The sequence below is a fragment of the Pseudomonas bubulae genome (genome assembly GCF_900618535.1).
GTDB lineage: Bacteria > Pseudomonadota > Gammaproteobacteria > Pseudomonadales > Pseudomonadaceae > Aquipseudomonas > Aquipseudomonas bubulae.
On sequence record NZ_UYJA01000001.1, the window covers coordinates 316,257 to 341,096 of the forward strand.

The 24,840-nt window shown below is 50.6% G+C and carries 16 protein-coding genes, 1 pseudogene and 1 riboswitch; of the genes and pseudogenes, 10 read left to right on the forward strand and 7 right to left on the reverse strand.

Annotated elements, in window-relative coordinates; all coding sequences use genetic code 11:
- The first annotated feature begins 477 nt into the window (after window positions 1-477).
- Window positions 478-3,210, forward strand: a complete 2,733-nt coding sequence (locus PPTH39_RS01485; RefSeq protein ID WP_130871448.1) for a cation-transporting P-type ATPase — start codon at window positions 478-480, stop codon at window positions 3,208-3,210.
- Between the two features lie 67 nt (window positions 3,211-3,277).
- Window positions 3,278-3,712, forward strand: coding sequence for a universal stress protein (locus tag PPTH39_RS01490; RefSeq protein ID WP_130871449.1), 435 nt, complete (start codon window positions 3,278-3,280; stop codon window positions 3,710-3,712).
- A gap of 216 nt (window positions 3,713-3,928) precedes the next feature.
- On the opposite strand, the gene ppa is transcribed toward PPTH39_RS01490, so the two are convergent.
- From ppa to chrA, 3 genes are all read right to left on the reverse strand, one after another.
- The gene (gene ppa, locus PPTH39_RS01495) at window positions 3,929-4,459 is read right to left on the reverse strand and encodes an inorganic diphosphatase (protein WP_095019787.1); all 531 of its coding nucleotides are present in this window, start codon (window positions 4,457-4,459) and stop codon (window positions 3,929-3,931) included.
- A 165-nt stretch (window positions 4,460-4,624) separates the two neighbouring features.
- The gene (gene crcB, locus PPTH39_RS01505) at window positions 4,625-5,008 is read right to left on the reverse strand and encodes a fluoride efflux transporter CrcB (RefSeq protein WP_130871450.1); all 384 of its coding nucleotides are present in this window, start codon (window positions 5,006-5,008) and stop codon (window positions 4,625-4,627) included.
- Between the two features lie 137 nt (window positions 5,009-5,145).
- Window positions 5,146-5,206, reverse strand: a riboswitch (Fluoride riboswitch).
- A 72-nt stretch (window positions 5,207-5,278) separates the two neighbouring features.
- Window positions 5,279-6,472, reverse strand: coding sequence for a chromate efflux transporter (chrA, locus tag PPTH39_RS01510; protein ID WP_130871789.1), 1,194 nt, complete (start codon window positions 6,470-6,472; stop codon window positions 5,279-5,281).
- A gap of 688 nt (window positions 6,473-7,160) precedes the next feature.
- On the opposite strand from chrA, the gene PPTH39_RS01515 reads away from it, so the two are divergent.
- The 3 genes from PPTH39_RS01515 to PPTH39_RS01530 all read left to right on the forward strand — a co-directional run bounded on the left by PPTH39_RS01515 (window position 7,161) and on the right by PPTH39_RS01530 (window position 10,366).
- On the forward strand, window positions 7,161-7,526 hold the full coding sequence (locus PPTH39_RS01515) for a histone-like nucleoid-structuring protein, MvaT/MvaU family (RefSeq protein ID WP_130871451.1): 366 nt from the start codon (window positions 7,161-7,163) through the stop codon (window positions 7,524-7,526).
- 585 nt (window positions 7,527-8,111) lie between these two features.
- Window positions 8,112-8,513, forward strand: coding sequence for a hypothetical protein (locus tag PPTH39_RS01525; RefSeq protein ID WP_232527585.1), 402 nt, complete (start codon window positions 8,112-8,114; stop codon window positions 8,511-8,513).
- 188 nt (window positions 8,514-8,701) lie between these two features.
- Window positions 8,702-10,366, forward strand: a complete 1,665-nt coding sequence (locus tag PPTH39_RS01530) for a BCCT family transporter (RefSeq protein WP_095023404.1) — start codon at window positions 8,702-8,704, stop codon at window positions 10,364-10,366.
- A gap of 90 nt (window positions 10,367-10,456) precedes the next feature.
- Here PPTH39_RS01530 and PPTH39_RS01535 read toward each other — a convergent pair whose 3' ends face one another.
- Window positions 10,457-11,179 carry a 3'-5' exonuclease gene (locus tag PPTH39_RS01535; protein ID WP_095019783.1) on the reverse strand — a complete coding sequence of 241 codons (723 nt, stop codon included), beginning with the start codon at window positions 11,177-11,179 and terminating at the stop codon, window positions 10,457-10,459.
- A gap of 2 nt (window positions 11,180-11,181) precedes the next feature.
- The gene (locus PPTH39_RS01540) at window positions 11,182-13,056 is read right to left on the reverse strand and encodes a DUF294 nucleotidyltransferase-like domain-containing protein (RefSeq protein WP_130871452.1); all 1,875 of its coding nucleotides are present in this window, start codon (window positions 13,054-13,056) and stop codon (window positions 11,182-11,184) included.
- A 472-nt stretch (window positions 13,057-13,528) separates the two neighbouring features.
- On the opposite strand from PPTH39_RS01540, the gene PPTH39_RS01545 reads away from it, so the two are divergent.
- From PPTH39_RS01545 to PPTH39_RS01565, 4 genes are all read left to right on the forward strand, one after another.
- On the forward strand, window positions 13,529-13,963 hold the full coding sequence (locus PPTH39_RS01545; RefSeq protein ID WP_130871453.1) for a YeeE/YedE family protein: 435 nt from the start codon (window positions 13,529-13,531) through the stop codon (window positions 13,961-13,963).
- 2 nt (window positions 13,964-13,965) lie between these two features.
- Entirely contained in the window at window positions 13,966-14,388 is a 423-nt protein-coding gene (locus PPTH39_RS01550) for a DUF6691 family protein (protein ID WP_130871454.1), read from the forward strand.
- 778 nt (window positions 14,389-15,166) lie between these two features.
- Entirely contained in the window at window positions 15,167-16,699 is a 1,533-nt protein-coding gene (locus PPTH39_RS01560; RefSeq protein WP_130871455.1) for a sensor domain-containing diguanylate cyclase, read from the forward strand.
- A 288-nt stretch (window positions 16,700-16,987) separates the two neighbouring features.
- On the forward strand, window positions 16,988-18,553 hold the full coding sequence (locus tag PPTH39_RS01565) for a methyl-accepting chemotaxis protein (protein ID WP_130871456.1): 1,566 nt from the start codon (window positions 16,988-16,990) through the stop codon (window positions 18,551-18,553).
- Between the two features lie 358 nt (window positions 18,554-18,911).
- On the opposite strand, the pseudogene PPTH39_RS01570 reads toward PPTH39_RS01565, so the two are convergent.
- Window positions 18,912-20,061 (reverse strand): annotated as a pseudogene (locus tag PPTH39_RS01570) (IS3 family transposase).
- A 283-nt stretch (window positions 20,062-20,344) separates the two neighbouring features.
- Window positions 20,345-22,144 carry a DNA recombination protein RmuC gene (locus PPTH39_RS01575; RefSeq protein ID WP_198417388.1) on the reverse strand — a complete coding sequence of 600 codons (1,800 nt, stop codon included), beginning with the start codon at window positions 22,142-22,144 and terminating at the stop codon, window positions 20,345-20,347.
- A 673-nt stretch (window positions 22,145-22,817) separates the two neighbouring features.
- On the opposite strand from PPTH39_RS01575, the gene PPTH39_RS23600 reads away from it, so the two are divergent.
- A complete protein-coding gene (locus PPTH39_RS23600) occupies window positions 22,818-24,776 on the forward strand; it encodes a hypothetical protein (RefSeq protein ID WP_198417389.1) in 1,959 nt (652 codons plus the stop codon).
- Window positions 24,777-24,840: the final 64 nt, after the last annotated feature.

Here is a 24,840-nt window from a genome sequence, read left to right on the forward strand (position 1 = left end):
GGATGAGGTGCAGTCCGATAGTTGCACTCAGTAATCTAAGTGTTTGTACGGTTGGGCGATGATTTTAGGTTTGATCAGTGTGAGATCTAAAGGGGGTGTATAAGTTTTCAGGGGAGGGCATATTGTGTGCTGGTTTTATTATCATAATAATAGGTTGTTTGTGTTTGTGTTTGTTTGTGTTTTTTATTCTGCCTGTCTGCCTGTCTGCCTGTCTGCCTGTCTGCCTGTCGATATGATTACTGCTATTGGCTGTAAGGAGGTTGGTTGCTCAGCAAAATATCTTGTCACACTACAGGTCACCAATAACATGATTTGGGTCAATAATCATCTGACTGTTGGTTGTGTGAGTTTTTGACTTGGTGTCAGCTAGTATGCTGAGAGGCTTTCAAAGCGATAACCGACTTTTTAGCATTTCGATTTATTCACGACCACTCAAGCTCGATTCAGTTGAGCTGCGTACACAGAAGGTACTCATTGATGAAGCCGGTGGTCTACGCAGCAACTGAGCAAACACCAACCCTCACAAACTCTGCGGCTTGGCATGCCTTGCCTGCAGAGCAGGTAATGAACCTCCTTCAGGTTAATGAGCATGTCGGGCTAGAGGCCGCCGAGGTTCAAACTCGGCTTGACCGAACTGGTTTTAATCGCCTGCCAGAAGTAGCACGGCGACCTGCGTGGCTGCGATTTTTGCTGCAATTTCACAACATTCTGATTTATGTGCTTCTAGGTTCTGCAGCGATTACCGCGATGCTTCAACATCTGTGGGATACGGTGGTGATTCTTGCGGTAGTTATTGCAAACGCGATCATTGGCTACGTCCAGGAAGGTAAAGCGGAAAAGGCCATGGAAGCTATCCGGCAGATGCTGGCACCGCACGCCGCCGTGATTCGCGCAGGCCAACGCTTGAGCGTTGTAGGTGAGGAGCTAGTACCGGGCGACATCGTATTGCTGGAAGCCGGAGACAAAGTACCTGCTGATCTACGTCTGCTGCACGTGAACAGACTACAAATTCAAGAAGCAATTCTCACAGGTGAATCCGTACCAGCAGAAAAGCATACCGAACCAGTGGGCCTTAAAGCCGCTCTGGGTGATCGTACCTGCATGGCGTTCAGCGGTACGCTCGTGACATGCGGACAAGCTACAGGGGTTGTAGTTGCTACCGCAGCTGCAGCTGAGATCGGACGCATCAGTACGCTACTTGCTAGAGTAGAAACGCTGACAACTCCGCTGGTGCAGCAAATGAACGTCTTTGCACGTTGGCTGACGATCTTGATCTTGCTAGTCGGTGGCCTTCTGCTCATGTTCGGCCATTATGTCGCGCACTACGAGTTCACAGAGATTTTCATGATCGTAGTCGGGATGTCAGTAGCGGCGATACCTGAAGGATTGCCCGCCGTCCTTACCATCACGTTGGCTGTCGGAGTTCGCGCAATGGCTCGCCGCAACGCTATCGTGCGTCGCCTGCCTGCCATCGAAACACTAGGCTCGGTATCCGTCATCTGCACTGACAAAACTGGAACACTGACCCGCAACGAAATGATGGTCGCATCGGTCGTCACGAACGATCTTCTCTTCACAGTCGATGGCGCAGGTTATCAGCCAGCGGGAGGCTTCAGGATTGCCGATCAGCTGATCGAGATATCGTCTCACCCTGCGCTCTCAGAATTGGGGCGAGCAGCAGGTCTCTGCAACGATGCCGTGCTGCGCCAGAATAAAGACTTATGGACGGTTGAAGGCGATCCGATGGAGGGAGCCTTGCTAGCGTTTTCCGGAAAAACCGGAATAGATAGCGATGAAGATCATCGTACCTGGCCACGAAGCGATGCCATTCCGTTTGACGCGAAACACCGTTTTATGGCGACCCTCCATCACAACCATAATCGCCATGCTTCTATCTATGTAAAAGGTGCACCAGAGCAAATACTGGCCATGAGCACGCGGCAGTTCGTAACCGATGGCGTGACTGAGCCCCTTAACGCGGACTACTGGTACGAACAGGCAAACACCATCGCCGCAAAAGGGCAGCGTGTATTGGCGTTTGCAGCTAGGTCAGTTCAGCCAGAGCACACTGTGTTGGAGTTTGGGGACGTGCAAGGGAAGTTAACCTTGTTGGGCATGGTCGGGCTAATTGATCCGCCTAGACCCGAGACGATAAAGGCAGTTCAACAATGCCAGGCAGCGGGCATTGTTGTAAAAATGATCACTGGCGATCATGGCGGCACCGCCGCCGCAATCGGTCGTCAGATTGGCTTGCATAATCCCGACAAGGTGCTGACTGGTGTAGACCTGGACTCCATGAACGATGCCGCCCTCAAGGAGGCGGTAAAGGAAGTCAATATCTTTGCTCGTACCAGCCCTGAACATAAACTCAGGTTAGTCATGCTGCTGCAGTCGAATGGCATGACAGTGGCAATGACGGGCGATGGCGTTAATGACGCACCAGCGCTAAAGCGTGCCGATGCTGGCATCGCTATGGGGGGGAAAGGTAGTGACGCCGCCAAGGAAGCTGCCGACCTGGTGCTGGCTGATGACAACTTCGCGTCCATCGTTGCTGCAGTGCGCGAGGGGCGTACAGTCTACGACAATATTAAGAAAGTCCAGAGCTGGACGCTTCCCACAAGCGCGGGTGAAGCCATGACCATCATCGTGGCCCTGCTCCTCGGCCTTACACTGCCGGTCACGGCGATACAGATTCTGTGGATTAATCTTATTACCGCAGTAACGCTCGGCATCGCATTGGCGTTCGAGCCTACCGAAGAAAACACAATGCGCAGACCGCCCCGTTCCCGCAAGGAGCCACTCATAAGCGGTGCGTTGGTTTGGCATATGGTGCTTGTTTCTATTCTGTTCCTCTGTGGTGTTTACGGCATTTTTTCGTATGCGCTCGACCGTGGCTACTCCGTGGAGTTGGCCCGAACCATCGCGGTGAATACGCTAGTCGTGATGGAAATTTTCCATCTGTTCTTTATTCGTAATCTCTACAGCACATCGCTCACCTGGAAGGGCGTTCGTGGCACCAAGGTCGTGTGGATGACCGTCGCAGTGGTTACCTTGGCCCAGTTCGCCATCACCTACGCGCCACCTCTGCAAAAGGTGTTTGCCACAGAAGCGATCCCCTTCCTTGATGGCCTACTTATCATCGGGGTCGGTGTTGCGCTCCTTGCGATCATCGAGATTGAAAAACAGATTCGAATCCGCCTGTCCGAGTAGAACTGATTGCAAGCTGGCAATCCCCTAACGACAAGCATCTTCATGCCACTGAAAGAGGATTTAGAAAATGCATAAAATACTTGTAGCTGTCGATGGCTCCGAGCACTCGGAGCGCGCAGTGCGTTACCTTCTTGGGCTAATCCAAGATGGCGGATTACTGGGCGGTAGTGTTGAGGTACATCTGGTGAATGTACAGCCACTGTTACCAACTCGAATTGCACACGACATGAGAGCGGATGAGATTGATCGTTACTACGGTGATAAAAGTGCTGAGAGCTCACAAAAAGCTGGGGTGCTTCTGAAGCAGGAAGGGGTTGCATTTACACTTCACACCTTGCAAGGCGATGCAGCAAGCCAAATCGTGGCGTGCTCACACTCTTTAGGATGTAACAACATCATCCTAGGCTCACATGGCAACGGCTTTCTTGCAGGGATTTTTCTGGGCTCTGTCGCGGCAAAGGTGATTCAGCTCTCAGATATACCAATCACCTTAGTCAAATAGGAAATCGTCAAATGCATGATAGCGCGACCCCATAAGTGGGTTATCAAAGGCCGATATTCTGGAATGACTTTGATTGAGTTGAGTCATGCGCAGCATAGCCATCCACTTTTCTATGCGTGTGGTTCCCTCGACATTTGATGTCCCGAGCGACTGAGAGGCAAATCACTTGCCCCTCAGTTCTGACTCCCGGCTGATGCTTTCAATTTGGAGTGAAACCTACTTGGGAATATACGCAGCTACCGACTTGCGAATCTCTTCCCGCGCCTCATCCGCGCTCCCCCAACGCCCCATCTTCACCCACTTACCCGGCTCCAATGCTTTGTAGTTTTCAAAGAAGTGCTGGATCTGTGCGAGGAGTAGCGCAGGGAGGTCTGAGCACTCCTTTACGTCGTTGTACATCGAGCTGAGTTTTTCATGAGGCACAGCAATCACCTTGGCATCCGCTCCGGCTTCGTCAGTCATATACATCACACCCACCGGGCGACTGCGGATGACAACTCCAGGTGAGACGGGATATGGGCAAACCACCAGGACGTCCAGAGGATCTCCGTCATCGCTCAACGTATTTGGAATGAACCCGTAGTTGGCCGGATAGAACATCGGTGTGCTTAGGAAGCGGTCAACGAAGATCTGTCCGCTCTGCTTGTCGACCTCGTACTTGATCGGCGAGTGGTTTGCAGGGATCTCAATAACTGTGAAGAAGTCATCGGGGATCGCGTTACCAGCAGGAATGTCCGCGTAGCTCATGTTCTTACCTCCGATGTTGTAGAAGTGGTTGCGTCGGACGGATCTATCCCAAGTGGGCTCATTTCTTTTGGCAAATCGACGATCCATTCACCTAACATCTTTCCCTGATAGCGACGGTTTTTTTGAGTAAAGAAAACGACCATAAAGCCTTTCATGTCTATCCCCTCAGCGAGTACCAATCACTTGGTATGAAAGAAGCCCGGCAGTGGTCATCGTCAACGAACCAACCACGTGCAACGAAATTGAGCCAAGCGCCCAGAGCAGTTTTCCTTCCTGAATCAAGGTGACTGTTTCGGCTGAAAATGTAGAAAAAGTGGTAAGACCACCACAAAATCCGGTGATGATCAGGAGGCGCCATTCAGAGCTGAGCGAAGGCGATGCAGCCAAGAAGGCGATGGTCAGCCCTATGAGATAACCCCCGACCATGTTCGCGACTACAGTCCCGGGAGGAATCGTAGGAAATAGAGCGTTAAGCTTTATACCCAAAAGCCAGCGTAACCAAGCACCAACTGAGGCGCCGATGGCAATGACGATCAATGATTTCAGCATGGCGAGCACTCCTTACCAAACCTGGAGGGCCAAGCATGCAGAGGGACAGCGCTGTAAGATGGGCGAATCACGAAAAGTAAGATCATATCCTGTCCTAAATTAGGGACAGGGATGCACACCTACGCACCCTGTCCAGGGTTCAAGTAGGCATCATCAGCACAAGGCGGTTAAAGGAGGAATGCAATCTCCTGATAAGATCCTATAGCATCCGCGCTACTGACATCAATAACCTCCTATACAGATCAAGATACCTTTGGCTGATGCTTGCTTTCAAAGTACACCGCTGAGCCACCATCCAAGCATTCCACTGCCCAAGACGACTACCCATGGGGGAACCCTCCAAAACATTAGGGCGACAAGGGCTATCAGCGCCAAACCGAAGTCTTGAGGTTTCAAAATTGCACTCGTCCAGACTGGGTTATATAAGGCCGCCAAGAGTAGCCCTACTACTCCCGCATTAATTCCTGCAAGGGCCGATTGGGTGCGAAAACTATGTCGTAGTTGCTCCCAGAATGGCAGCACGCCGATTACGAGTAGGAATGAAGGTGCGAAGATAGCGACCAGGCATACCGTAGCTCCGATCCAACCAGAGGGTTGGGCGTTCATGGACGCTCCGAGAAATGCTGCGAAGGTAAAGAGCGGGCCCGGTACGGCCTGTGCTAAGCCATACCCTGCAATGAATGTGTCGTCGGTTACCCATCCGTTGAATACGGTCGCAGACTGAAGTAACGGTAGTACAACATGCCCCCCTCCAAAAACTAATGACCCTGCTCGGAAAAAGGCATTCGTCATGGCTAGTGCTTCAGAGGGCCAAACCTGGATCAATAATGGTAGGCCTACCAATAAGCCAAAGAACACCACCAATGATACCAGACCTACTTTTCGGCTAACTGATATTGGAAGGGGCTCAGCTGTATGCTGTTGAGCGGGCTTGAAAAGCATCAGACCGATGACAGCACTGCAGATAATCACGGCGATCTGCCCCCAGGCATTTGGCCAGATGAGTGCTGCGCAAGCTGCAAACACAGCGATGGTTACCCTGGGCACATCAGTACAAATATTGCGCGCCATTCCCCAGACGGCTTGAGCAACAACAGCGACCGCGACGATCTTAAGTCCGTGCAAAAGACCGCTTGGGAATGCATTTCCCCACGCGGACATCCCTTGCGCAAACAAAACGAGGATTATTGCCGATGGCAGTGTAAACCCAGCCCACGCGGCAACTGCTCCAGAGAAACCAGCACGCGATAGCCCCAAACCTATGCCTACCTGGCTACTGGCAGGCCCTGGCAGAAACTGGCACAGGGCGACCAAATCGATATAACTGCGCTCACTGAGCCATTGGCGCCGAACAACAAACTCTTCGCGGAAGTAACCTAGGTGGGCAATTGGCCCTCCGAAGGAGATGAATCCCAAGCGCAAGAACACCAGAAAAACCGTCCACGGGGTATGGGCTGTAATCATCTTGGTACTACTTTCAGCTGACAAGATTCATGCTCCCAAAAATAGCTGCTGTACTGACCAATTAACACTGTGGCTACGCTCTACAATCCAATATGCCTGTTTTAGGAGGCGCTTACATCGATTTACACACACACCGACGACTTTGGGCAGAGGCAGGGCGATGGTTACCTTAGTCAGCAGGTCAATCCGCAAGAAGCCGTTGAAGTAGCCCGAGGCGTGACTGGACATTCAGTGGATTTAAAAGGCCTGCTTGGGCTGGGCCCGGTGTCCGATCTACATACCCAAATCTGCCTCAAGACGGGAACCCTTCGAATTGGTCGGCAATGTCCCGACGGGCATGATTTTCAGTATCTCGTTAGTGAGATACTCGGCGTGAGCGGAGTAAGTCGCGATTCGCCCTTGCTCAACCGACCTATAAGGCACAGCCGCGTCTGCAGCTGCTGGGTAAATCTCAGAATACTCAGCACATCATCCTAAATAACCCCTAGTTTCATAGACACATCCATGCCACAAAGATGTTGACCTCAATACTTCGCTTTTGACAGGGAGCGAATAAAATTAGAGTGTGAGCCCAGACTCCACAGTGCGCGTCTTCGTGATCGTTACTCATGGATCTTATACCTAAACGATTGGCGGAAAACTCCAAAGTTGGTGTATTGTTATGGGACTAACTACGTAGAGATTAAACATGTCCAAACTTGCTGAATTTCGCCAACTCGAAAAACACCTTGCCGAACAACTCGAGGCTCTCGAAACACTGAAAGGCGATGCTGGCCTCAAAAAGGAAATAGAGTTTGAGTCGAAGCTGCGCGCTCTGCTTGCTGAATACGGTTACAGCCTGTCTAACATCATCAACTTGTTGGATCCTCAGACTGGCCGCAGCACTCCAGTAGTGAAATCCAAAGCTGGCACTCGTAAGCCACGTCAGGTGAAGGTCTACAAAAATCCGTACACTGGCGAGGTTATCGAAACCAAAGGTGGGAATCACAAAGGTCTGAAGGAGTGGAAGGCAGAACACGGCCCAGATACCGTTGAGTCCTGGCTGACCAAGTGATTTTGGTTTGAGTACAAAAGGGCCCTTCGAGGGCCCTTTTTGTATGTTATTTGAGATAGGTGGTTGATCTTCTCGGCGGAGAATTCAAGCATCTCCAGAGGCTCTTGAGTAACTCCTATCTGACGCTGAAATCTGTGCGTTTCTGGCCATAGAAGCTTAGTGTTAGCCAACTCCCCCAGATTACGACTCATCCTGACCACCCCTGCTGAGTATCAAAACAATAACCTGATAAACAAAGACGGTTTTTCCCGTCGTATTTGCGACATCGACTTTAAAAAAAGCCCACCCCTGTTCATGGTTCCGTGCGTGAATGAGTGTTTGTATTACTTAAGCTGAGAGCTTGAGAATATCCCTAGGCACTACCGGAGCCACAAGCGTTTAATCGCACCGACGGGGCGAGTTGGCAAAGAGACCGGCAACACCTTTGCCGACACTAGTCAGTTCGACAGGATCACCCAGCGCATCAATGGTGACCAGAATGGGGTGGCCGATCGGCAGGCGCTGTATGCCCAGCGCTCAAGGTGTTGGCGTGATGGAGGATACGGTGCTGGGTCTGATCATCCTTGCCCTAATGGTGGGCAGCACGTGAACTGCATGGTCGTGGCAGGCCACGCTTACGATGAGCAATTGGTCGCCAAGGAAGCTGCCCACCAAACCAAGTTCACCCTTCTGGCCAATGCCAGCCCCACGCGGGTTCTGGCAGAGCAGGGCAAGCTCCTTACCCTGGAGCAATCGCTGGCAGCCAGTGACCGATCCTATTGCCGAACTCTGACCGATGCAAAAACCAAACAATCACGCCTGGGTGATCGCTTGCTACTGCCGACCTGCGGCTGTAAGTCCAACTCGACGGAGCTACGAATGGTTGTGACGCAGTGCAACCTACCACCGGTGCCGGCGGCATGGCTTATGGTGCCCTTAGAACCCAACTTGTTCCAGCGCATGCCCAACGAATTATCGGAGTCTACGGCGACGGCGATCAGGGACTAATCGCGTTGCAAGCCTGCCAAGGCTACGCGAGAGAAGTAGCTGGTAAGAAGTTAAAAGAGCTGAGGTTTTAGAAATTTTGTTCCCAAAGCTTGCTAGGATAGCTTGGCTAAAATCTCGTTTTACCATAGGAACAGCGGGGATAATGATAATTACACGTTTTATGACGTGAATCTCAAAAGGGGAATCTAATGGTTGGAAAGCCTACGGATGATAGTCCAAACACACCTTCTCAACCCAGTGAAGGCATTCCTGCTCCTACTGGAGCGGCCAATCTTATCGATACTGACTATGTCATTGGTCAAGACAACATCAAGGGAGAGTTTTCGTTCTCACTCGATATCCACGGTAAAGTTTTCATCATTTCAGCAGCCACCATTTTACTATTCGTGATTTTGACGCTGGCATTGCAGAATGAAGTAGAACCCCTTTTTAGCTCCATTCGAAACTGGCTAACCAGCCATCTAGCCTGGCTCTTCATGAGCATTGCGAACGTTTTTGTCTTGCTATGCATTGCACTTATTTTCTCTCCGCTGGGCAAGGTTCGTTTGGGCGGTAGAGATGCCAAACCAGACCATAGTTACGTCGGTTGGTTTTCAATGCTTTTTGCTGCGGGGATGGGCATTGGGTTGATGTTTTATGGGGTAGCCGAACCCATGTCGCATTACGCTGCTTCAATGGGAGGTGTGACAGTCGATGCGAGCGGTTTACGCACGGATTGGGCGCCCCTAGGAGGTGCCGAAGGTGATATGAAGGCATCTGCTGACTTGGCGATGGCGGCTACAATCTTTCACTGGGGACTCCATCCTTGGGCTATATACGCGATTGTGGCGCTGTCTTTAGCGTTGTTTTCTTATAACAAAGGCTTGCCGCTTTCAATACGCTCAATTTTTTATCCACTATTGGGTGAGCGTGTCTGGGGATGGCCGGGACATATCATCGATATACTAGCGGTATTTGCCACGCTATTTGGTTTGGCGACCTCTTTAGGGATTGGCGCAGAACAGGCTGCTGCAGGGATTGAATATCTCTTCGGTATTCAATCGACGAATCTGAGCAAGGTTGTACTGATCGTTGGGATCACCATAATCGCTCTTTGGTCAGTCCTTTCCGGCTTGGACAAGGGCGTCAAAATGCTTTCCCAGATCAATATGGGACTTGCGCTGCTCTTGTTGGTGTTCGTCATCATTGTGGGGCCGACCCTGGCTATTTTCACTGGATTCTTTAAAAATCTGGTGACTTATGTTGAATATTTGCCTGCGCTCTCAAACCCATTTGGACGTACTGATATCGAGTTCACTCAAGGCTGGACTGCCTTCTACTGGGCTTGGTGGATCAGTTGGTCGCCATTTGTAGGCATGTTTATCGCTCGCGTCAGTCGTGGTCGAACTGTCAGAGAGTTTCTGATCTCTGTTCTACTTGTGCCTTCAGTAGTTTCTGTATTATGGATGACTACGTTTGGCGGTACGGCAATTGACCAAGTGACCACTCAAAGCCTTATGGGAGTCAAGGACGCGGTCTTAGAGCTGAAGTTGTTCGCCATGCTGGGAGAGCTCCCCCTCAAGGAGATCAGCTCATTCCTAGGTATTATTCTGGTCATAGTGTTCTTTATTACTTCCTCTGACTCCGGCTCATTGGTGATCGATACCATCACAGCTGGAGGCAAGGTTGACGCGCCTGTTCCTCAACGGGTGTTCTGGGCGGTAATCGAAGGCGTGATTGCGATTGCACTGCTATTGGGGGGCGGTCTGGTGGCACTGCAGGCAATGGCAGTATCCACGGGGTTGCCTTTCGCAATAGTTCTAATGATAGGGTGTATCTCTCTAGTGAAAGGACTAATGTCTGAGCCTCGCTAGTCAGTATGAGCTAGGCTATAGGTAAGATTGACCTCAAGCTTCAAGGTGTAACATATCTATCTGCTTGCACCTTGAAGCTATTAACTTGGTTCAATTCCATAACTCACCGACAGGTGTGAGTGGCGAGTAGTGAGTTGCTATCTGCGCCTGCAACAACTCGGCAGTCGCGAGAGCATCGGTTAATGCATGATGTGCGTGATAAGCCGGCAGGTTTAACCTAGAGCGGCTGTCTGCCAGCCGTATGGACTGTTGCTTGCGTCCAATCAGTCGGCCGAACCAGCTAATTTTTTGCCTATGGAAGTGTGCCTCTAACTGCATCGTATCGATGACTGGAAACTTAAGGCCTTCACCTAAATACCTACGCACTGCCTGATCCAAGAAGGCGCGCTCAATATTCCGGTAATGGACGACAATCACTCTGCCCGCCATGGCTTCAAGCAAAGGATCAAGCACCTGCGCAAACACAGGGGCATCTAAAATTTCGGCATGGGTTATGTGATGAAAGGTCACTGACTTTTCATTCAGTTCGGACGATGGTTTTATCACCCAGTAGAGTGAATTCCCGCAACAAATACGATTCAGCGTGAACGGCATAACACCAATACTCACGATGCTGTGGGACTGTGAGTCAAGGCCGGTAGTCTCTACGTCCATGGCCAGCAGTTGAACGCTCTCAATGGGTGCCAGCGCTGAAACCGCGCCAGCTTGATAGAACTTTCGTAATAGAGGATTAACCGAAATCTTCGCCAATGTCTCGAACTCGGCAGACCAGTCCAGCACTCTATTTTTAGGCTGCTTTTTTAGGTTTTTCATCGCTAAAAGCGGCCCTTTGAAGGATATCGGAATCGCAAGAAATTTTGGCCATTGCTCAACACCTGAAACGCTTCTTTGAGGTTATGTCGTTCACTGCTAGAAAAGCGCTCGGGCTCAATGTAGTTATTGAGTGATGCCCCCTGTTCAAGTGCGTCCGCCTGGTGTCGAATACGCACCATCGACAGGAACTCTAGTGCGTACCGAAGTTGCTTTAATGCTTCTGGAGGAATGACTTTACTTCGGGCTATAGCATCCATGCGATCAAATGAGTTCTGAGCGGTACTGCCACATGCTAGCGCATGAATCCGGATAAGGTCGGTCAGCGGTGCCGTGCCACGCCCTTTAAGGTTGATGATCCTTTTTTGCTGTCCGTCAGTCTCAACGACAAAAGTACGAAAGAATCCTAATGGCGGCGTTCGATTAAGGGCAATACGAGCCATTGCGCTTAGAAATACAGGGTGTGTACTTGCTTTTCGAGCGCACAGGTCTTTAAGCTCTTGTACCAACTCAAGCTTGCCAAAAACCCCATCCAGATCGAAAAAAATACAGCTATTAAGCAACGTAGTTGGATTAGGTTTTTCGATCCACTGATCGAAGTAACTTCGCCATACCTTCAAAGGCTGTCGCCACTGCTCGTTGGTCGCCATGACCCCGCCCTTGCAGTAGCTGTAACCGCACGCGGCCAGTCCATCGCTAACAAACGTTGCCAGGGCTCGGAAGTAAGAGTCGTGTTGGATCGGATCGAAGCTGTCGTCGAGTACTAACGCGTTGTCCTGGTCAGTCACTAACAACTGCTCATCACGCGCCATTGATCCCAAAACCATAAAGCAGTAAGGCACTGGAGACGGGCCTAACTTTTTCTCGGCCAGCTCAAGCAAACGCTGGGTAAAGGCACGGCCAATACCTGAAATCGCGCTTCCGATCATGTGCGCAGTAGCCCCGTCACGCACCATGCGGATATAGGTTCCTCGCAGGTCACGCAAAAGTGATCTCAGGCCTTCAACTGAGGTCTGGTTAGAGATTCTGTTAACCAAGTACAAACTGCTATGCGATTCGTACCTGATGATATCCGACAGGTTTATAAGGCCAATTGGATTACCATCGTGCACAACCGGCAAGTGATGAATATTGCGGCGCAACATCACAAGCATGGCTTCAAACACTGAATCATCGGAGCCAATTACAACCGGATCGACTGTCATAATGTCGCTGGCACGAGTTTCGTCAGCGTTTAGGCCCACTGCAACAAATCGCGTGCGAAGGTCTCTATCTGTGACGATCCCTTCTATTTCAGCCGTCTTTAAACCTGCCGGAGACATGACTAGAACGCAGGATACACTTTGCTCAGTCATGATTTTTGCAGCTCCGCCGACAGAGATATCTGACGTGACCCACACCAAGGGACGTGAGATGAGGGCGCGACATTTGAGCTGAATAAGCTCACTAGCACGCCCCTGAGCTTCAACAGCAGTTTTGAGTCTCGAGTTTCCCTCTGCTTCAACGAAGTCAGCGAAAGCATCATGTTGCGCACAAAGGTCAGCGAAAACGTCGGCAGGGATGTAATAGATCAGGCTATCTTCCAACGCTCGGGCGGGAAAGCGTACCTTGTTGCTACGTAACAGACCTGCCTGACCGAATAGGTCACCTTCGACGAGACGGTCATAGAGCTCACCATTACGCCGATAAATCTCCACCGCACCACTACGAACATAATGCAGATCCTGAATGGTCGCACCGGCTTCAAGAATGTCACTGCCGGCTTTGAAATAACTCACTTCAATTCGCCGAGCGATGGCGTCTACCGACTCCTTTGGCAGGGCATCAAAAGGAGCGAAACGATAGAGGTGGTCGCTAATCTCCTGTAACTCAATCTGCATGAAACCTCGTGATGCTGGAAAAATAAAAGTCGCGAGCGCCATAGTTGGCGAATGGGAATAGTCTTTCTGTATCGGCCACCACATCACATCCGGTGACTCGGATCAAGCTTCGTGGCTGACTTACGTTATGCGTTGTAACCACTTTGAGTAACTGCGTACGGTAATTTTTGCGATACCCAGAGGATCAATATTAATCGCCCCGGGTTTCTGAGGTGTTCAGCAATCACTATTCGCCTAGAGGTGGCCCTCCTGAAATGCGGCAACCAGCCAAAAGCGGACTAATCGAGCCTTGCCTCATCTTGTGTCCTTTTGAGACTTCGATATCTCTAGGAGAGCCGGGGCGGATTCAGGGGCTGAAATCCTATACGGGTCTCGACAGGGTCTTTGATCGCCTTTAAGGGGAGCTCAGAATCTCAGGTGACACCTTTGAAATCCATGTCTTTTACCAGCACTTATATGCAGGAGATGCAAAATGAGCATTGATTGGATCAACTTCACGCCTTGGACTTCATTAGCTGGAGGCGCCTTGATAGGGCTGGCTGCTAGCTTGTTTGTTCTCGCGAATGGACGCATCGCCGGCATCAGTGGACTGCTTGGAAGCGTGCTGCGATTCGATAGTGAGGGTTGGAGTGAGAAGGTGTTATTTCTTCTTTGTCTACTGATTTCTCCGTTGTTGTGGGGAGCGTTTACCGTAATGCCAGAGATCGAGATTAAGGCAGGGTGGCCGACGCTGATCATTGCGGGCTTGCTTGTCGGAGTGGGTACTCGTTACGGATCTGGTTGTACAAGCGGCCATGGCGTTTGCGGGATCTCTCGACTCTCAGCACGATCCATCACGGCAACGATGTGCTTTATGTTTGCTGGCTTTGCAACGGTGTACGTCACCCGTCATGTGGTGGGAGCATGAAAATGATCAAGTTGACCGCCTTTTTTGCAGGACTGATCTTCGGCCTTGGTCTTCTCCTGGCAGGCATGGCGAATCCCGCCAAAGTATTAGCTTTTCTTGATTTGGCCGGGGCCTGGGATCCATCACTCGCACTGGTGATGGGTGGGGCCATCGCGGTGGCGATTATTCCCTTGAATTGGGCGCGCAAAAACAAACAATCCTTGTTGGGTGCCCCGATGCAGTTTCAAATGAAAAGGGAGTTGGATTCCCGCTTGATTGGCGGCAGCCTGTTGTTCGGTATAGGTTGGGGTCTTGCGGGGATATGCCCTGGGCCAGCGTTAACAATTCTGCTTACAGGGCACGGCCAAATCATCATATTCGTATTGGCCATGTTGGCCGGAATGTACTTGTTTAACCTATTAGAACGTAGCGCACGACCCGATTAGGCTGAAACCGTGGAGACGAGTACAGCACAGTCAGACTCTCAAACCTGCTGACCAGATCGATAACACGTATTTCCGGCCAATGAATATTTGATGTCCGGGCTGAACGATTCACAAGTCTTCATTTTCGCTGAGCGATTCTTGCTGGCCTGGAACCGAATAAAACTTTCGCTGATGGCGTTTAGATTTTGATTGAACGATCCGGACTATGCTGCAAATTCCAATACCCAACTCGACCCTCGCGCAGAATCTGACAGCCAAAGCTGACCGATTGAAAAACCAAACAAGCACGCCTTCGTGACCGCTTTGCTGCTGATCTGCGGCTGTCAGCCCCACTCGATGTCACCGCCACAACTGCGGCGTGGTTTATTACGCCCATAGAGCCCAACTTGACCGAGCTCATGCTAGACGAATCGTCGGCGACCATGGGCTGATCGCCCTGAAAACCTACCCAGGAAGTATCGGCAAGTAAAAAAAGGAGTGATCGAATCAACATGTTTTGGAGGTGCTGTCTTTAGATTTTGAACCAGTTAGTTGATCAAACCAAACAAAGCGCTATAAGGAGCTTGCCCCTTTAGTCTCAGTCTGTAGTTCGGGTTTTTGTACTATGATTACTCTAGGCGAAAGGGTGGAGGTTGCGGTAAGTCTATTGTGCTGCTCTGTTTTTAAGGTCTAGTCAGCTACTTTGATTAGCTGATGTTCAGGTGTCTAAGTATGTTGAATTATGTCACTAATCTGAATAGTTATCTTAATGGCTATTGGTCAGTAATGGAGGTTCAGATTGTACCAGCATCGTGCTACCAAAACGAAAGCGGGCTTAGCAGCCATCGCGTTTCTATTGATCACGCTCGTGCCTATGTGGGGCACGCTCCATGCTTGGCTTGATCAAGAGAACGTTTTGGTAGAAAAAGCTGCGGGTAGTGATGCTATGAATCTTGCCGTTGCATTCGATGTGCACGTTCAAAGCGTGGTTCGTTTTGTAGATACTTTAACTCAAGATTTGCGTGAGCATGCTGTTAAAGATCGAAATGATTTTGGGCGCATAGTTAAAGAGGAGCTTGTACTTTATGGGAATATGGTTGCTCAAGTTGCGCTGATTTCTCCGGAGGGGATGCTAGTTTATTCGTCGCTAGCCCCAGCCTTTGGCGCGGTAGATCTGAGTGGTCGCGATCATTTTCGCGCCCATCGTGATAATCCTTCAAAAGATAAGTTATTTATTAGTAAGCCCGTGTTTGGTAGGGTTTCTGGTATTTGGTCTATACAGTTCACTCGGCCAGTAATTGAAGGTGATAAGTTCTTAGGGGTCGTGGTAGTGTCAATCCCTATGTCTTTCTTTTCGGATTTTTATAAAAAAATTAATGTTGGGGCTAATGGTTTGATTGCTCTTGTAGGTATGGATCGTGTTCCTCGTGCAGTGGCATCAAAGGATAGTGGCGCTATTAATTTTGGCGAGTTATTGCTTTTGAAAAGTGCGCCATATTTTGTTAAGGAAGCGTTGCCTGAAGGGCTGTATAGAGGAGTTAGTGCATTCGATGGGTCTGAGAGCTTGACCGCATACCGTCGTTTAGAAGACGCCGGCTTGGTTGTTCTTGTTCAGCTTTCACCTGAAGATTATTTGATGTCATCTGGTAAGCGTCATAGAGTGCTAATTTTTTGTGCAAGTGCTGTCACGATATTGCTACTGTCTTTTGCTTTGTTGATATATGCCACCGTGTGGCAGCATTTGAAGGATGCAAAAGCCCTCAAGCAGGCTCACAAAACTCTTCGGGAACTTGTAAATGTTGATATTTTAACTGGCGCACTGAGCAGGAGCCATTTTTTAGAAGTCCTTGAGAAGGAGTTCAGGGATTCAGAATCCTGCGGTACGAAGTTAAGCTTGATATTGATTGATATTGATTATTTCAAGCAAGTAAATGATACGTATGGGCATCCGATTGGAGATATTGTTCTGAAACAGGTCGTTGCTGTGTGTTGCGCCGAACTTCGAGCACATGATAGTTTTGGTCGGCTAGGGGGGGAGGAGTTTGGTGTGATCCTCCCATGTACGGATGGGGCAAGCGCCCTCGGTATTGCAGAGAAGTTACGGCTGGCGATTGAAAGCTCAAAGATTTCAACAAGTAAAGGTCTAGTTCGGGTGACTGTTAGCATGGGTGTAGCATTCGCGCTGCCCTCGGGAGATACCCCGAGTAAGTTAGTTGTTAGAGCGGATAATGCGCTTTACTGTGCAAAACAAGCTGGTCGTAATAGGGTCTGTTCTGCTCGTGGTAATGATGACGCTTCGCAAGTTACGACAATGTCGACAAATGACTCTTAGTGTTTGGCGGCAAGTTTAAGCGGGTTGAATAAAGTAAGCGTGGCTTTTATTTTTCAAGGTAAGTCACAGCCTGCGCGAAGCGGCTATTTATTGGAGCTGTTTTACACCCTGGTCGTGTTGACGCGATGGAGGACTCATAGAGTTTGGTGGCAGCTTGTTCGTTGTTGCCAATGGGTCGCATTCCGAGCGCAGACGGATTACTAGGTGCAAAATACCCTATGGAAATACTCATTAAGCTTTTCATATTAGCTGCCGATACCCTTGACACAGGGCAAGGGATCTATCTAAATGAGAAACAATCAACCGGTCACGCAGCGCGAGATTGCCTTGGGAGCGCAACAAAAACTTATTTCTACAACTGATGCACGAGGTGTCATTACGTATTGCAATGATGCTTTTGTCGAGATCAGCGGTTTCAATAAGTCAGATCTAATAGGCGCGCCCCAAAATATCGTCCGACATCCCGATGTCCCCTCTGCCATATTTGCTCATATGTGGGGCGCTCTCAAACAGGGCCAGCCTTGGATGGGTATCGTAAAGAACCGAACTAGCAGTGGCGACCATTACTGGGTGAATGCTTATGTCACTCCGATTTTCGAGGGCAGCCAGGTAATTGGTTATGAATCGGTCAGAATTAAGCCTACGACCGATCAAATTCGACGCGCAGAGAACCTTTACAATCGCCTAAACCTAGGCAAGTCGGCTATTCCCTGCAGTGACAAATGGCAACCTGTCCTCATGGACTGGCTACCACTTTTGGCTATGGGGCTAGTGGGCTCCTTAGGGGGAGTATTTTTCAGTGCTTCTCTGGCATTAACCTTGGCGGTATTAATATCTGCTCTCTTCGGGCTGATTGTTTCGCGTCAGAAAAATCAAGGGGCGCTGCATCTGTTGAAAATGGCTGACCCCACAACCTCGGATCAGTTAATTGCACAGATGTATAGCGATGAGCGCGGCCCACAGGCGCGGCTTGAAACCGCATTTGTGAGCCAGACATCGAGGCTCAAGACTTGCCTTACTCGTTTGCAAGACACCGCAGAGCAGCTCACTGGTCTGGCTGAAAGATCGGATAACCTTGCCTCAGATAGCTCGCGCGGACTTGAACGTCAGCGAGTCGAGACTGAGCAAGTGTCAGCTGCAGTTAGTCAGATGGCTGCGACCACGCAGGAGGTCGCAACCCACGTTCAGAGAACCGCTAGCGCTACTCAAGAAGCCAATGAGCTAACAGGACGGGGCCGTGATGTAGCTCGAGATACCCGAGAGGCCATCCAACGCCTCTCGATCGTTGTCGGAGAGACTGGCCAAGCGGTTGCACAGTTAGCTAAAGACAGCAATGAAATCGGAACGGTTGTCGATGTCATTAAAGGTATTGCCGATCAAACCAACTTGCTTGCTTTGAATGCCGCGATCGAAGCTGCACGTGCTGGAGATATGGGCCGAGGCTTCGCTGTGGTTGCAGACGAGGTGCGTCAGTTGGCGCAACGCACCACTCAGTCAACTATTCAAATTCATAGCCTGATCTCCAAGCTGCAAACCTCGTCAATTTGTGCTGTTAAAACCATGGAGAATGGACATCGCCAAGCTGAAGAAGGAGTCGCCTGGGTACTAGAAGCTGACAAGGCATTGGTTGGAATTAGTGAAGCGGTAGCTCACATTACTGATATGACCACCCAGATCGCCGCAGCGACTGAAGAGCAAACTGCCGTTGCAGAGGAGATTAGTCGCAACATTACGACCATCGCAAATCTTGCAGATCAAACATCTGAACAAGCAAGAAGCTCGGCAGAGCTCAGCAAAGAATTAACTCAAACAGCGACGACCCAGTACTCATTGGTCGAACGATTCAACCGGTAACAAACGAACCTTCTCTACAAAAGCCCGCTCTGTGCGGGCTCTCAATTGCGCTCTTAACCTGGCTCTGATCTCAAGGTTTTGCGAGAGCAAATCCAAGGTTTAGAGGGGCTTGTTGATAGCGGTGCCAATCAGCTAACCCTCTCCCATGCTGAGCGCAAAGTGTCCCGGTTTCTGTCAGAAGCCTTCGCCCAGTTACCGATGTGACTCGTGCTTACACGTGGTAAATACCGCGAGCTGACTGGCAGGTTACAGCGCAAGGAAGCATGCAAGTGACCGATAACTGTCTTTGGCCAGCGACAGCTCTGGGTCGAGGCTGACTGCCGGTGGGCAACCGCTATACTGAATCGCCCCGGATTCTCTAGACACCTTGCAAGCTCATTGCGTAACGCTTTTCAAACTCTACCGGTGACAGCTGATTGTTGAAATCATGGCGGCGTTTTACGTTGTAGAACATCTCGATGTAATCGAACACATCACTACGAGCATCTTCCCGCACGGTATATATTTTTCGTTTGACCCGCTCCCGTTTCAGAAGTTGGAAAAAGCTCTCGGCCACGGCGTTATCATGGCAGTTGCCTCGGCGACTCATACTGGCAACCAGATTGTTCGCTTTCAAAAAGCTGCGCCAATCGGAGCTGCTGTACTGGCTGCCTTGGTCGGAATGAACCATCACCTCTTGCTTCGGTTTACGCCTCCAAACCGCCATCAATAACGCATCAATGGCCAAATCACTGGTCATTTGCGACTTCATTGACCAGCCAACGACCTGACGAGAAAACAGATCTAGCACCACCGCCAAATACAACCAGCCTTCATACGTACGAATGTAGGTGATGTCGGTGACCCAAACCTTGTTGGGTTCCACGACATCGAACTGGCGCTTCAGCAAATTGGGTGAGGCGACCGCTGGCTTACCGCCGTACTTTCCGGGGCGGCGTCTATAACCTGTCTGAGAACGGAGACCTTCAATACGCATCAGCCTCGCCACACGATGACGACCACAATCCTCACCGTCCTCGCGCAGATCGTCATGGATTTTACGATAGCCATAAACGCCTCCGCTCTCCAACCATGAATGCTTGATCAAACCCTGCAGTCGCTGGTCGTCTTTAGCGCGTGCAGATTGCGGCTCAGACAACCAGGCGTAATAACCGCTGGGATGGACTTTCAGCGTCAGGCATAGCCGTCGAATGGAATAGTCGCCGACTCGCTGCTTGATAAAGGCGTACTTCAACCGCACTCCTTGGCAAAGTACGCGGCGGCCTTTTAGAATATGTCTCGCTCTTCAGTGACGCGCTTGAGTTCCGCTCGCAGACGACTCAGTTCAGCGTGCTGATCGTCTCCTGCTGCCGTTCGTCTTGAGGTTTGCTGTAGCGCTTTATGCTGACATAGAGGCTATGCGTCGACACGCCGAGACGCGCCGCTACATCAGCGACAGGCAGCTTCTTTTCGGTCACTTGATTGACTGCTTGGATTTTGAATTCCTCGGGGTAACGCGGGTTGCTCATGGCACCTCCTAATTGGCCTCAGTTTAAGGCAAAGAGGTGTCCACGAAACCCGGGGCGATTCAGTCGCAGTGGATTAAGGAGCGTCGATACGCGAGGCCGCATGCAATTCTGGAAGGTTTTTAAACTGCGCAGGGCTTGGGATAAAGTTCGTTGGCGTTAAGCAGACCTGGGAGTAGGGGCGATGGCGTCCAAAAACTCAGGCTACCATCGCCCTTACAATCGTGACTGGATAGATGCTTGCCAAGCACTCGCAGCATTAGACTGATTCCCATTTCAAAGCTTTTTAAGACACGGCGATCAGTGGTGGGGCCGCTTCTTCTGCCACTGCTAACGCAACATCAGCATCGAGTTCCAGCTTTGCCCGCTCCAGCAGTTCAACTGGTAGCTCTTTCTGCACGGACACGCCCAACTCCTTGAATTCAGACGCTTGCTTTATCAAGTTCCCTCTTCCTGTGTAAAGCTGTCCCAACGCCTTTTCGTAAGTATCCTTAGCTTTATCAAGCTGGTTGCCTACAGCCAGCATGCTCGTCAGGAAACCATGAAGCTTCTCGTAGAAGCGCTGGGCTCTACTGGCTAGTTCTGCGGTGTGTTTGTTGCGATCTTCAAAACTCCACAGCTGCTTAACGATTTTCAGGCTGGTCAACAATGTAGTCGGAGTAGCTACCAGTACATTTCGCTCAATGGCCCGCTGGAAAAGCGATTCATCATGGCGTAGCGCTTCAACGTACGCGGACTCAATCGGGATAAACATGATCACCACCTCCGGCGAATTCAGTCCTGCGAGGCGGTAATAATTCCGGTCGGCTAGCTCATTGATGCGGTCACTCACGGCTGCGGTGTGGGCCGCCAAAGCTTGGGCCCTTATTAGGTCATCCTGGGCATTGATAAAATCGGTGTAAGCGACCAACGATGTCTTGGCATCGATGATCATGTGCTTGTTCTGTGGCAGATAAACGATGGCGTCCGGACGCTGACGGCCGTCTTCCGTGTTGAAGCTCACCTCGCGTTTGTAGTCAGTGCCTAAGCGCAAGCCGGAGTTGTCGAGAACGTTCTCCAACATCAACTCACCCCAGTTGCCTTGGACTTTCTTCTGGCCACGCAGGGCCGTAGTTAGCTTTTCCGCCTGGTCGGTGATGTCTTTGTTCAGAATCTGGAGGTTCTTCAACTCGGTACGCAGTTCAACCCTTTGTTCGGCGTCCTTGGTATGGATGTCCTCGATGCGCGAGCGAAAACCTTTCATCTCGGTCTGTAGTGGGGCAATTAGATTGTTTATGCTTTCTTGGTTGAGCTCCTTGAAAGCCTTCCCCTTGCGCTCCAGCACATCGTTGGCCAAGCGTTCGAACTCTTTGGTAAGGCTTTCCCGGTTTTCGTTCAACTGTTTGAATTGCGCGTCGAAACTCAATTGTTTTTCCTGCAACGAAGTATTGAGTTGTACGTGAGCGTTTTCCAAAGCAGCGTAGTTTTCCTGCGCAATTTTGAGATCGGCTTTTGTGGTTTCCCACCACCCTTTATAGGTGCTCAGCTCATTTTGCTTCTCTAATAATTGGGTCTGAGCCTGCGCGTGCAATTCGCGCGTCTCTCCGAGCTGGGTTGCAGTCTGTTTGATCTGGGTTTCGAGCGTTGATAGCTGAGTTTCCAATTTCGCGCGCTGTTGATCGCGCTCAGCCAATCGTTCAGTGAATGTGGCGGCGTTACTGGTTATCTGCTCTTGTAGTTTTGCAGCGGTTTCCTGCGCCTTCGAGTTGCTCTCACGAGCTACCTGTTCTGATTGTCGGGCGCGTTTGAGTTCGGTTTTATGGTCAATGATTTCCGCATCGAGCTTGGCTAATTGGTCTTTGTTGTTGTCCCGATCCGTTTCCATACGTCCATAGGCGATATCTAGGGCGGCTTTTTGCTCCAACAGCTGAGCGAGCTTTGTCTCTTGAGTTGCTAACTCAGCTTTGGCCTGCTCTAAAGTGGAACGAGTGACCTCAACTTCCGTGAGCATCTTTTGCTGGTTGCGTTGAGCGCGCCAGCTGGCAAGTACCCATGCGACGATGAACGCAGCTAAGGGGAATGCGACCAACATCCATTTTTCTTCCACGTTGAATCTCCTGCGTCTAGATTGTTTCCAAAGCATTCGTTCCCGCCGACGTCGATAACGCTTCACTTTCGCTCACCCACATCTTGCGCCGTGCCCATTACAAGGGACTGATGTCAAAACGCCCATGACAGCAGGCGTCGAGATAGAAAAGGCTAACAATCATGTGTGCAGTGCCGAGCATAGACCACGTTTCGTGATGATAGCCAAACGCCCATAGACGCAATGCACGGTAGGCTGACCCGCTCGAAAACTGCGAAGTCAAAAAACTCGCTTTTTTTACTGTCGACATGCACAAGATTTGGCAGATGGTATTTGCTCAAGGTGCCACTAAAAATTGTCGTCCGCTCTGAAGGGGTTCGGCTGGAAAGACAACTTGGTTCGTAGCGCCACGGAATGAAATATCGTATGGGATTCAACGAGGATGCTCATGTCGGGCGATTGAGCTGGAGCCATGGTCGGGGTTGCAGATCAGAAAAATATATCGTGAAAATTGCCATGAGGGCTTTTCTCAAAACTTGCTCACTCACGCGAGCAGGGCGCGTGAAGTGGTATGTCAGACAATATGCGCGCTCAAGATTGCGGCAGATCGGCCGACAACATGCTAAGAAATCCCCTTAGATCTTATTTTTTAAACTGCTTGCTCGGAGCGGGCGGCCGAATTGAAGGTGCACATATGTTGTTACTGGAGTTTCTTGCAGCCAAACGTTATTCGGGCGCCGACCGTATTTACGTCGCCCCGCAAATTCCACTCAAGCTGCTGAATAATGCACTGGACTCGTATGGCCTAAATGAAGACCCAGCTAGCATCAGGGTTCTGATCGACGACACGGTGTTTGGTAGCGGAAAAGAAGGCGCGTTGATAGCAGAGGACTTCTTTGGCTTCAAAGAAGTGTTTGCCGACATGGAACCTTTCGAGTTCAAGGATGTGGGAAAGCTGGAAGCAAAAGGCGCCAAAATCCACCTTAACGGCGAAGCCGTCACGAGCATGTCCGTGGTGGACAAAAAAAACCTCCAGCACTTTTTTTCATTGTTGAGTGAGTGGCGGGAAGTGGTTCGTACTGGCGGCGCGGTCGCCCAAGTGGTGCTCGGCGGCCCAGCCGAGCTTTCCGATGTGCATGTGCAGCAGGTGGTGGAGCGCATGGTCACTGCAGCGCAGCGCCTGGCGCCCGAGCGGGTGTTCGTGAAACCCAACATTCCGCCGAAAAAACTTCAAGGTGCGCTCGAGTCCTACGGCGGATCACTGATCGCTGATGATGTGCTGATACTGATCGATGACACGCTGTTCGGCGGCGCAAAGGAAGGGCTTCTGTTTGGTCGCGAAACCTTCGCCCTGAAAGTACTGATGGATTCGCCCCGGCTGTTCTTCTGGCGCCACGCTGAAACTATTAATTTTATCAAGCGCGACCTGTATATCAATGGCCGCAAGATCGGCACGCTAACTCAGGCTGGCGAAAAGGAGCTCGGGCCGTTTTTTTCCGCGATCAATGCGGCGTTGAAAGCTTCGCGCGCTGGCGAAGTGATCAGATCTTCGGTCGAAATGCCAGCGCCGGTGGAGCCCGTTCACACTGCCAACGATGAAGTGGAATCGCTTACGTTCATTGAACCTGATGTTTTGCTTCAGCAAGCACCAGTGCGCACGGTGACTGCGCAGACGGAAAAAATCACGCCGGAAAAAGCAGCTGCGCCTGTTAAAAATGGCACCAAGGACAAACTCCTTGGCTATGTCGGCGGAGCCATTGAGCAGAACAAATCGAAAATTATCCCTTATTTGAAGGAGAAGACCGGCGAAGCGTCGCTGGCGGCTTTGCGGAACGATGAAAATATCGAAAAGATAGCTGGCATTCTGTACGCCTTCTTGCCCGGTTTTGTGCGACTGGCGCTTAAGGAGCATGTGTTCGTCAAATTCGTGCTGGAAAATCGCGACAAGATCCTCGACAAGTTGCTGCAAGAACAACTCCAGCCCCAGCCAAATTTGGCGGCGGCAGCATCGGTGGCCATGCTTGGTTTCGACAATCAGCTTGATAATTTGCTGGGCGATGACACCGTACCACTGGTGGCCGATGGAGCCGCCGCCATCGCCAAAATGCGCGGCATCTCGCAAGCCCTGCAAGCCGAACTCACCGACGCCGACGACGTATTGTTGTTCAGTCTGCCGATTCAATGCCTCGATGCTGTACTGACCAAGGCACATAAATTATCGGGCGAGCCCCAAGCCGATGTGGAATCGCACATCTTTTTTGCGCTTTCGTTCATGTACGGTTTCTCGTACCACAAGATCCCGGAACAATTACGCCACGACAATGTGTTTGAAGCGTACTTCACGGGTTTTTTGATGATTTGCGAAAAGTACCTGGAACTGCCAGGTGCCGTGGTGGACGTCGAAAACGAATCGGTGCCTATGGCCTACGGCTTGGCCAAAGTCGTTTCCAAACAAGACCTGAACATGATGGTGCGGAAAATGCTGACCGAAGCAGAGGCGGTGCAACAACCAGGTGAATTTCAGGTCGACGATATTATGTCGCTGCTGCGTGAAGCGAACACCTTTGCCACCGGATGGATCACCGCGCTTACCCAGCAGATGGTGGCAGACGAACAAGCGTTTCAGCGTAAATGGGGCGATCTGTTGACCTGACCTGTAGTCAAAAACTGTGGTAGACGAGCTTGCTAGCAATGAGGTCAGCAGGTCTAGGATCTGG

Coding starts and splice junctions, on each gene's coding strand:
- PPTH39_RS01485 (WP_130871448.1), top strand. CDS start 478: ATGAAGCCGGTGGTCTACGCAGCAACTGAGCAAACACCAACCCTCACA.
- PPTH39_RS01490 (WP_130871449.1), top strand. CDS start 3,278: ATGCATAAAATACTTGTAGCTGTCGATGGCTCCGAGCACTCGGAGCGC.
- ppa (WP_095019787.1), bottom strand. CDS start 4,459: ATGAGCTACGCGGACATTCCTGCTGGTAACGCGATCCCCGATGACTTC.
- crcB (WP_130871450.1), bottom strand. CDS start 5,008: ATGCTGAAATCATTGATCGTCATTGCCATCGGCGCCTCAGTTGGTGCT.
- chrA (WP_130871789.1), bottom strand. CDS start 6,472: ATGATTACAGCCCATACCCCGTGGACGGTTTTTCTGGTGTTCTTGCGC.
- PPTH39_RS01515 (WP_130871451.1), top strand. CDS start 7,161: ATGTCCAAACTTGCTGAATTTCGCCAACTCGAAAAACACCTTGCCGAA.
- PPTH39_RS01530 (WP_095023404.1), top strand. CDS start 8,702: ATGGTTGGAAAGCCTACGGATGATAGTCCAAACACACCTTCTCAACCC.
- PPTH39_RS01535 (WP_095019783.1), bottom strand. CDS start 11,179: ATGAAAAACCTAAAAAAGCAGCCTAAAAATAGAGTGCTGGACTGGTCT.
- PPTH39_RS01540 (WP_130871452.1), bottom strand. CDS start 13,056: ATGCAGATTGAGTTACAGGAGATTAGCGACCACCTCTATCGTTTCGCT.
- PPTH39_RS01545 (WP_130871453.1), top strand. CDS start 13,529: ATGAGCATTGATTGGATCAACTTCACGCCTTGGACTTCATTAGCTGGA.
- PPTH39_RS01550 (WP_130871454.1), top strand. CDS start 13,966: ATGATCAAGTTGACCGCCTTTTTTGCAGGACTGATCTTCGGCCTTGGT.
- PPTH39_RS01565 (WP_130871456.1), top strand. CDS start 16,988: ATGAGAAACAATCAACCGGTCACGCAGCGCGAGATTGCCTTGGGAGCG.
- PPTH39_RS23600 (WP_198417389.1), top strand. CDS start 22,818: ATGTTGTTACTGGAGTTTCTTGCAGCCAAACGTTATTCGGGCGCCGAC.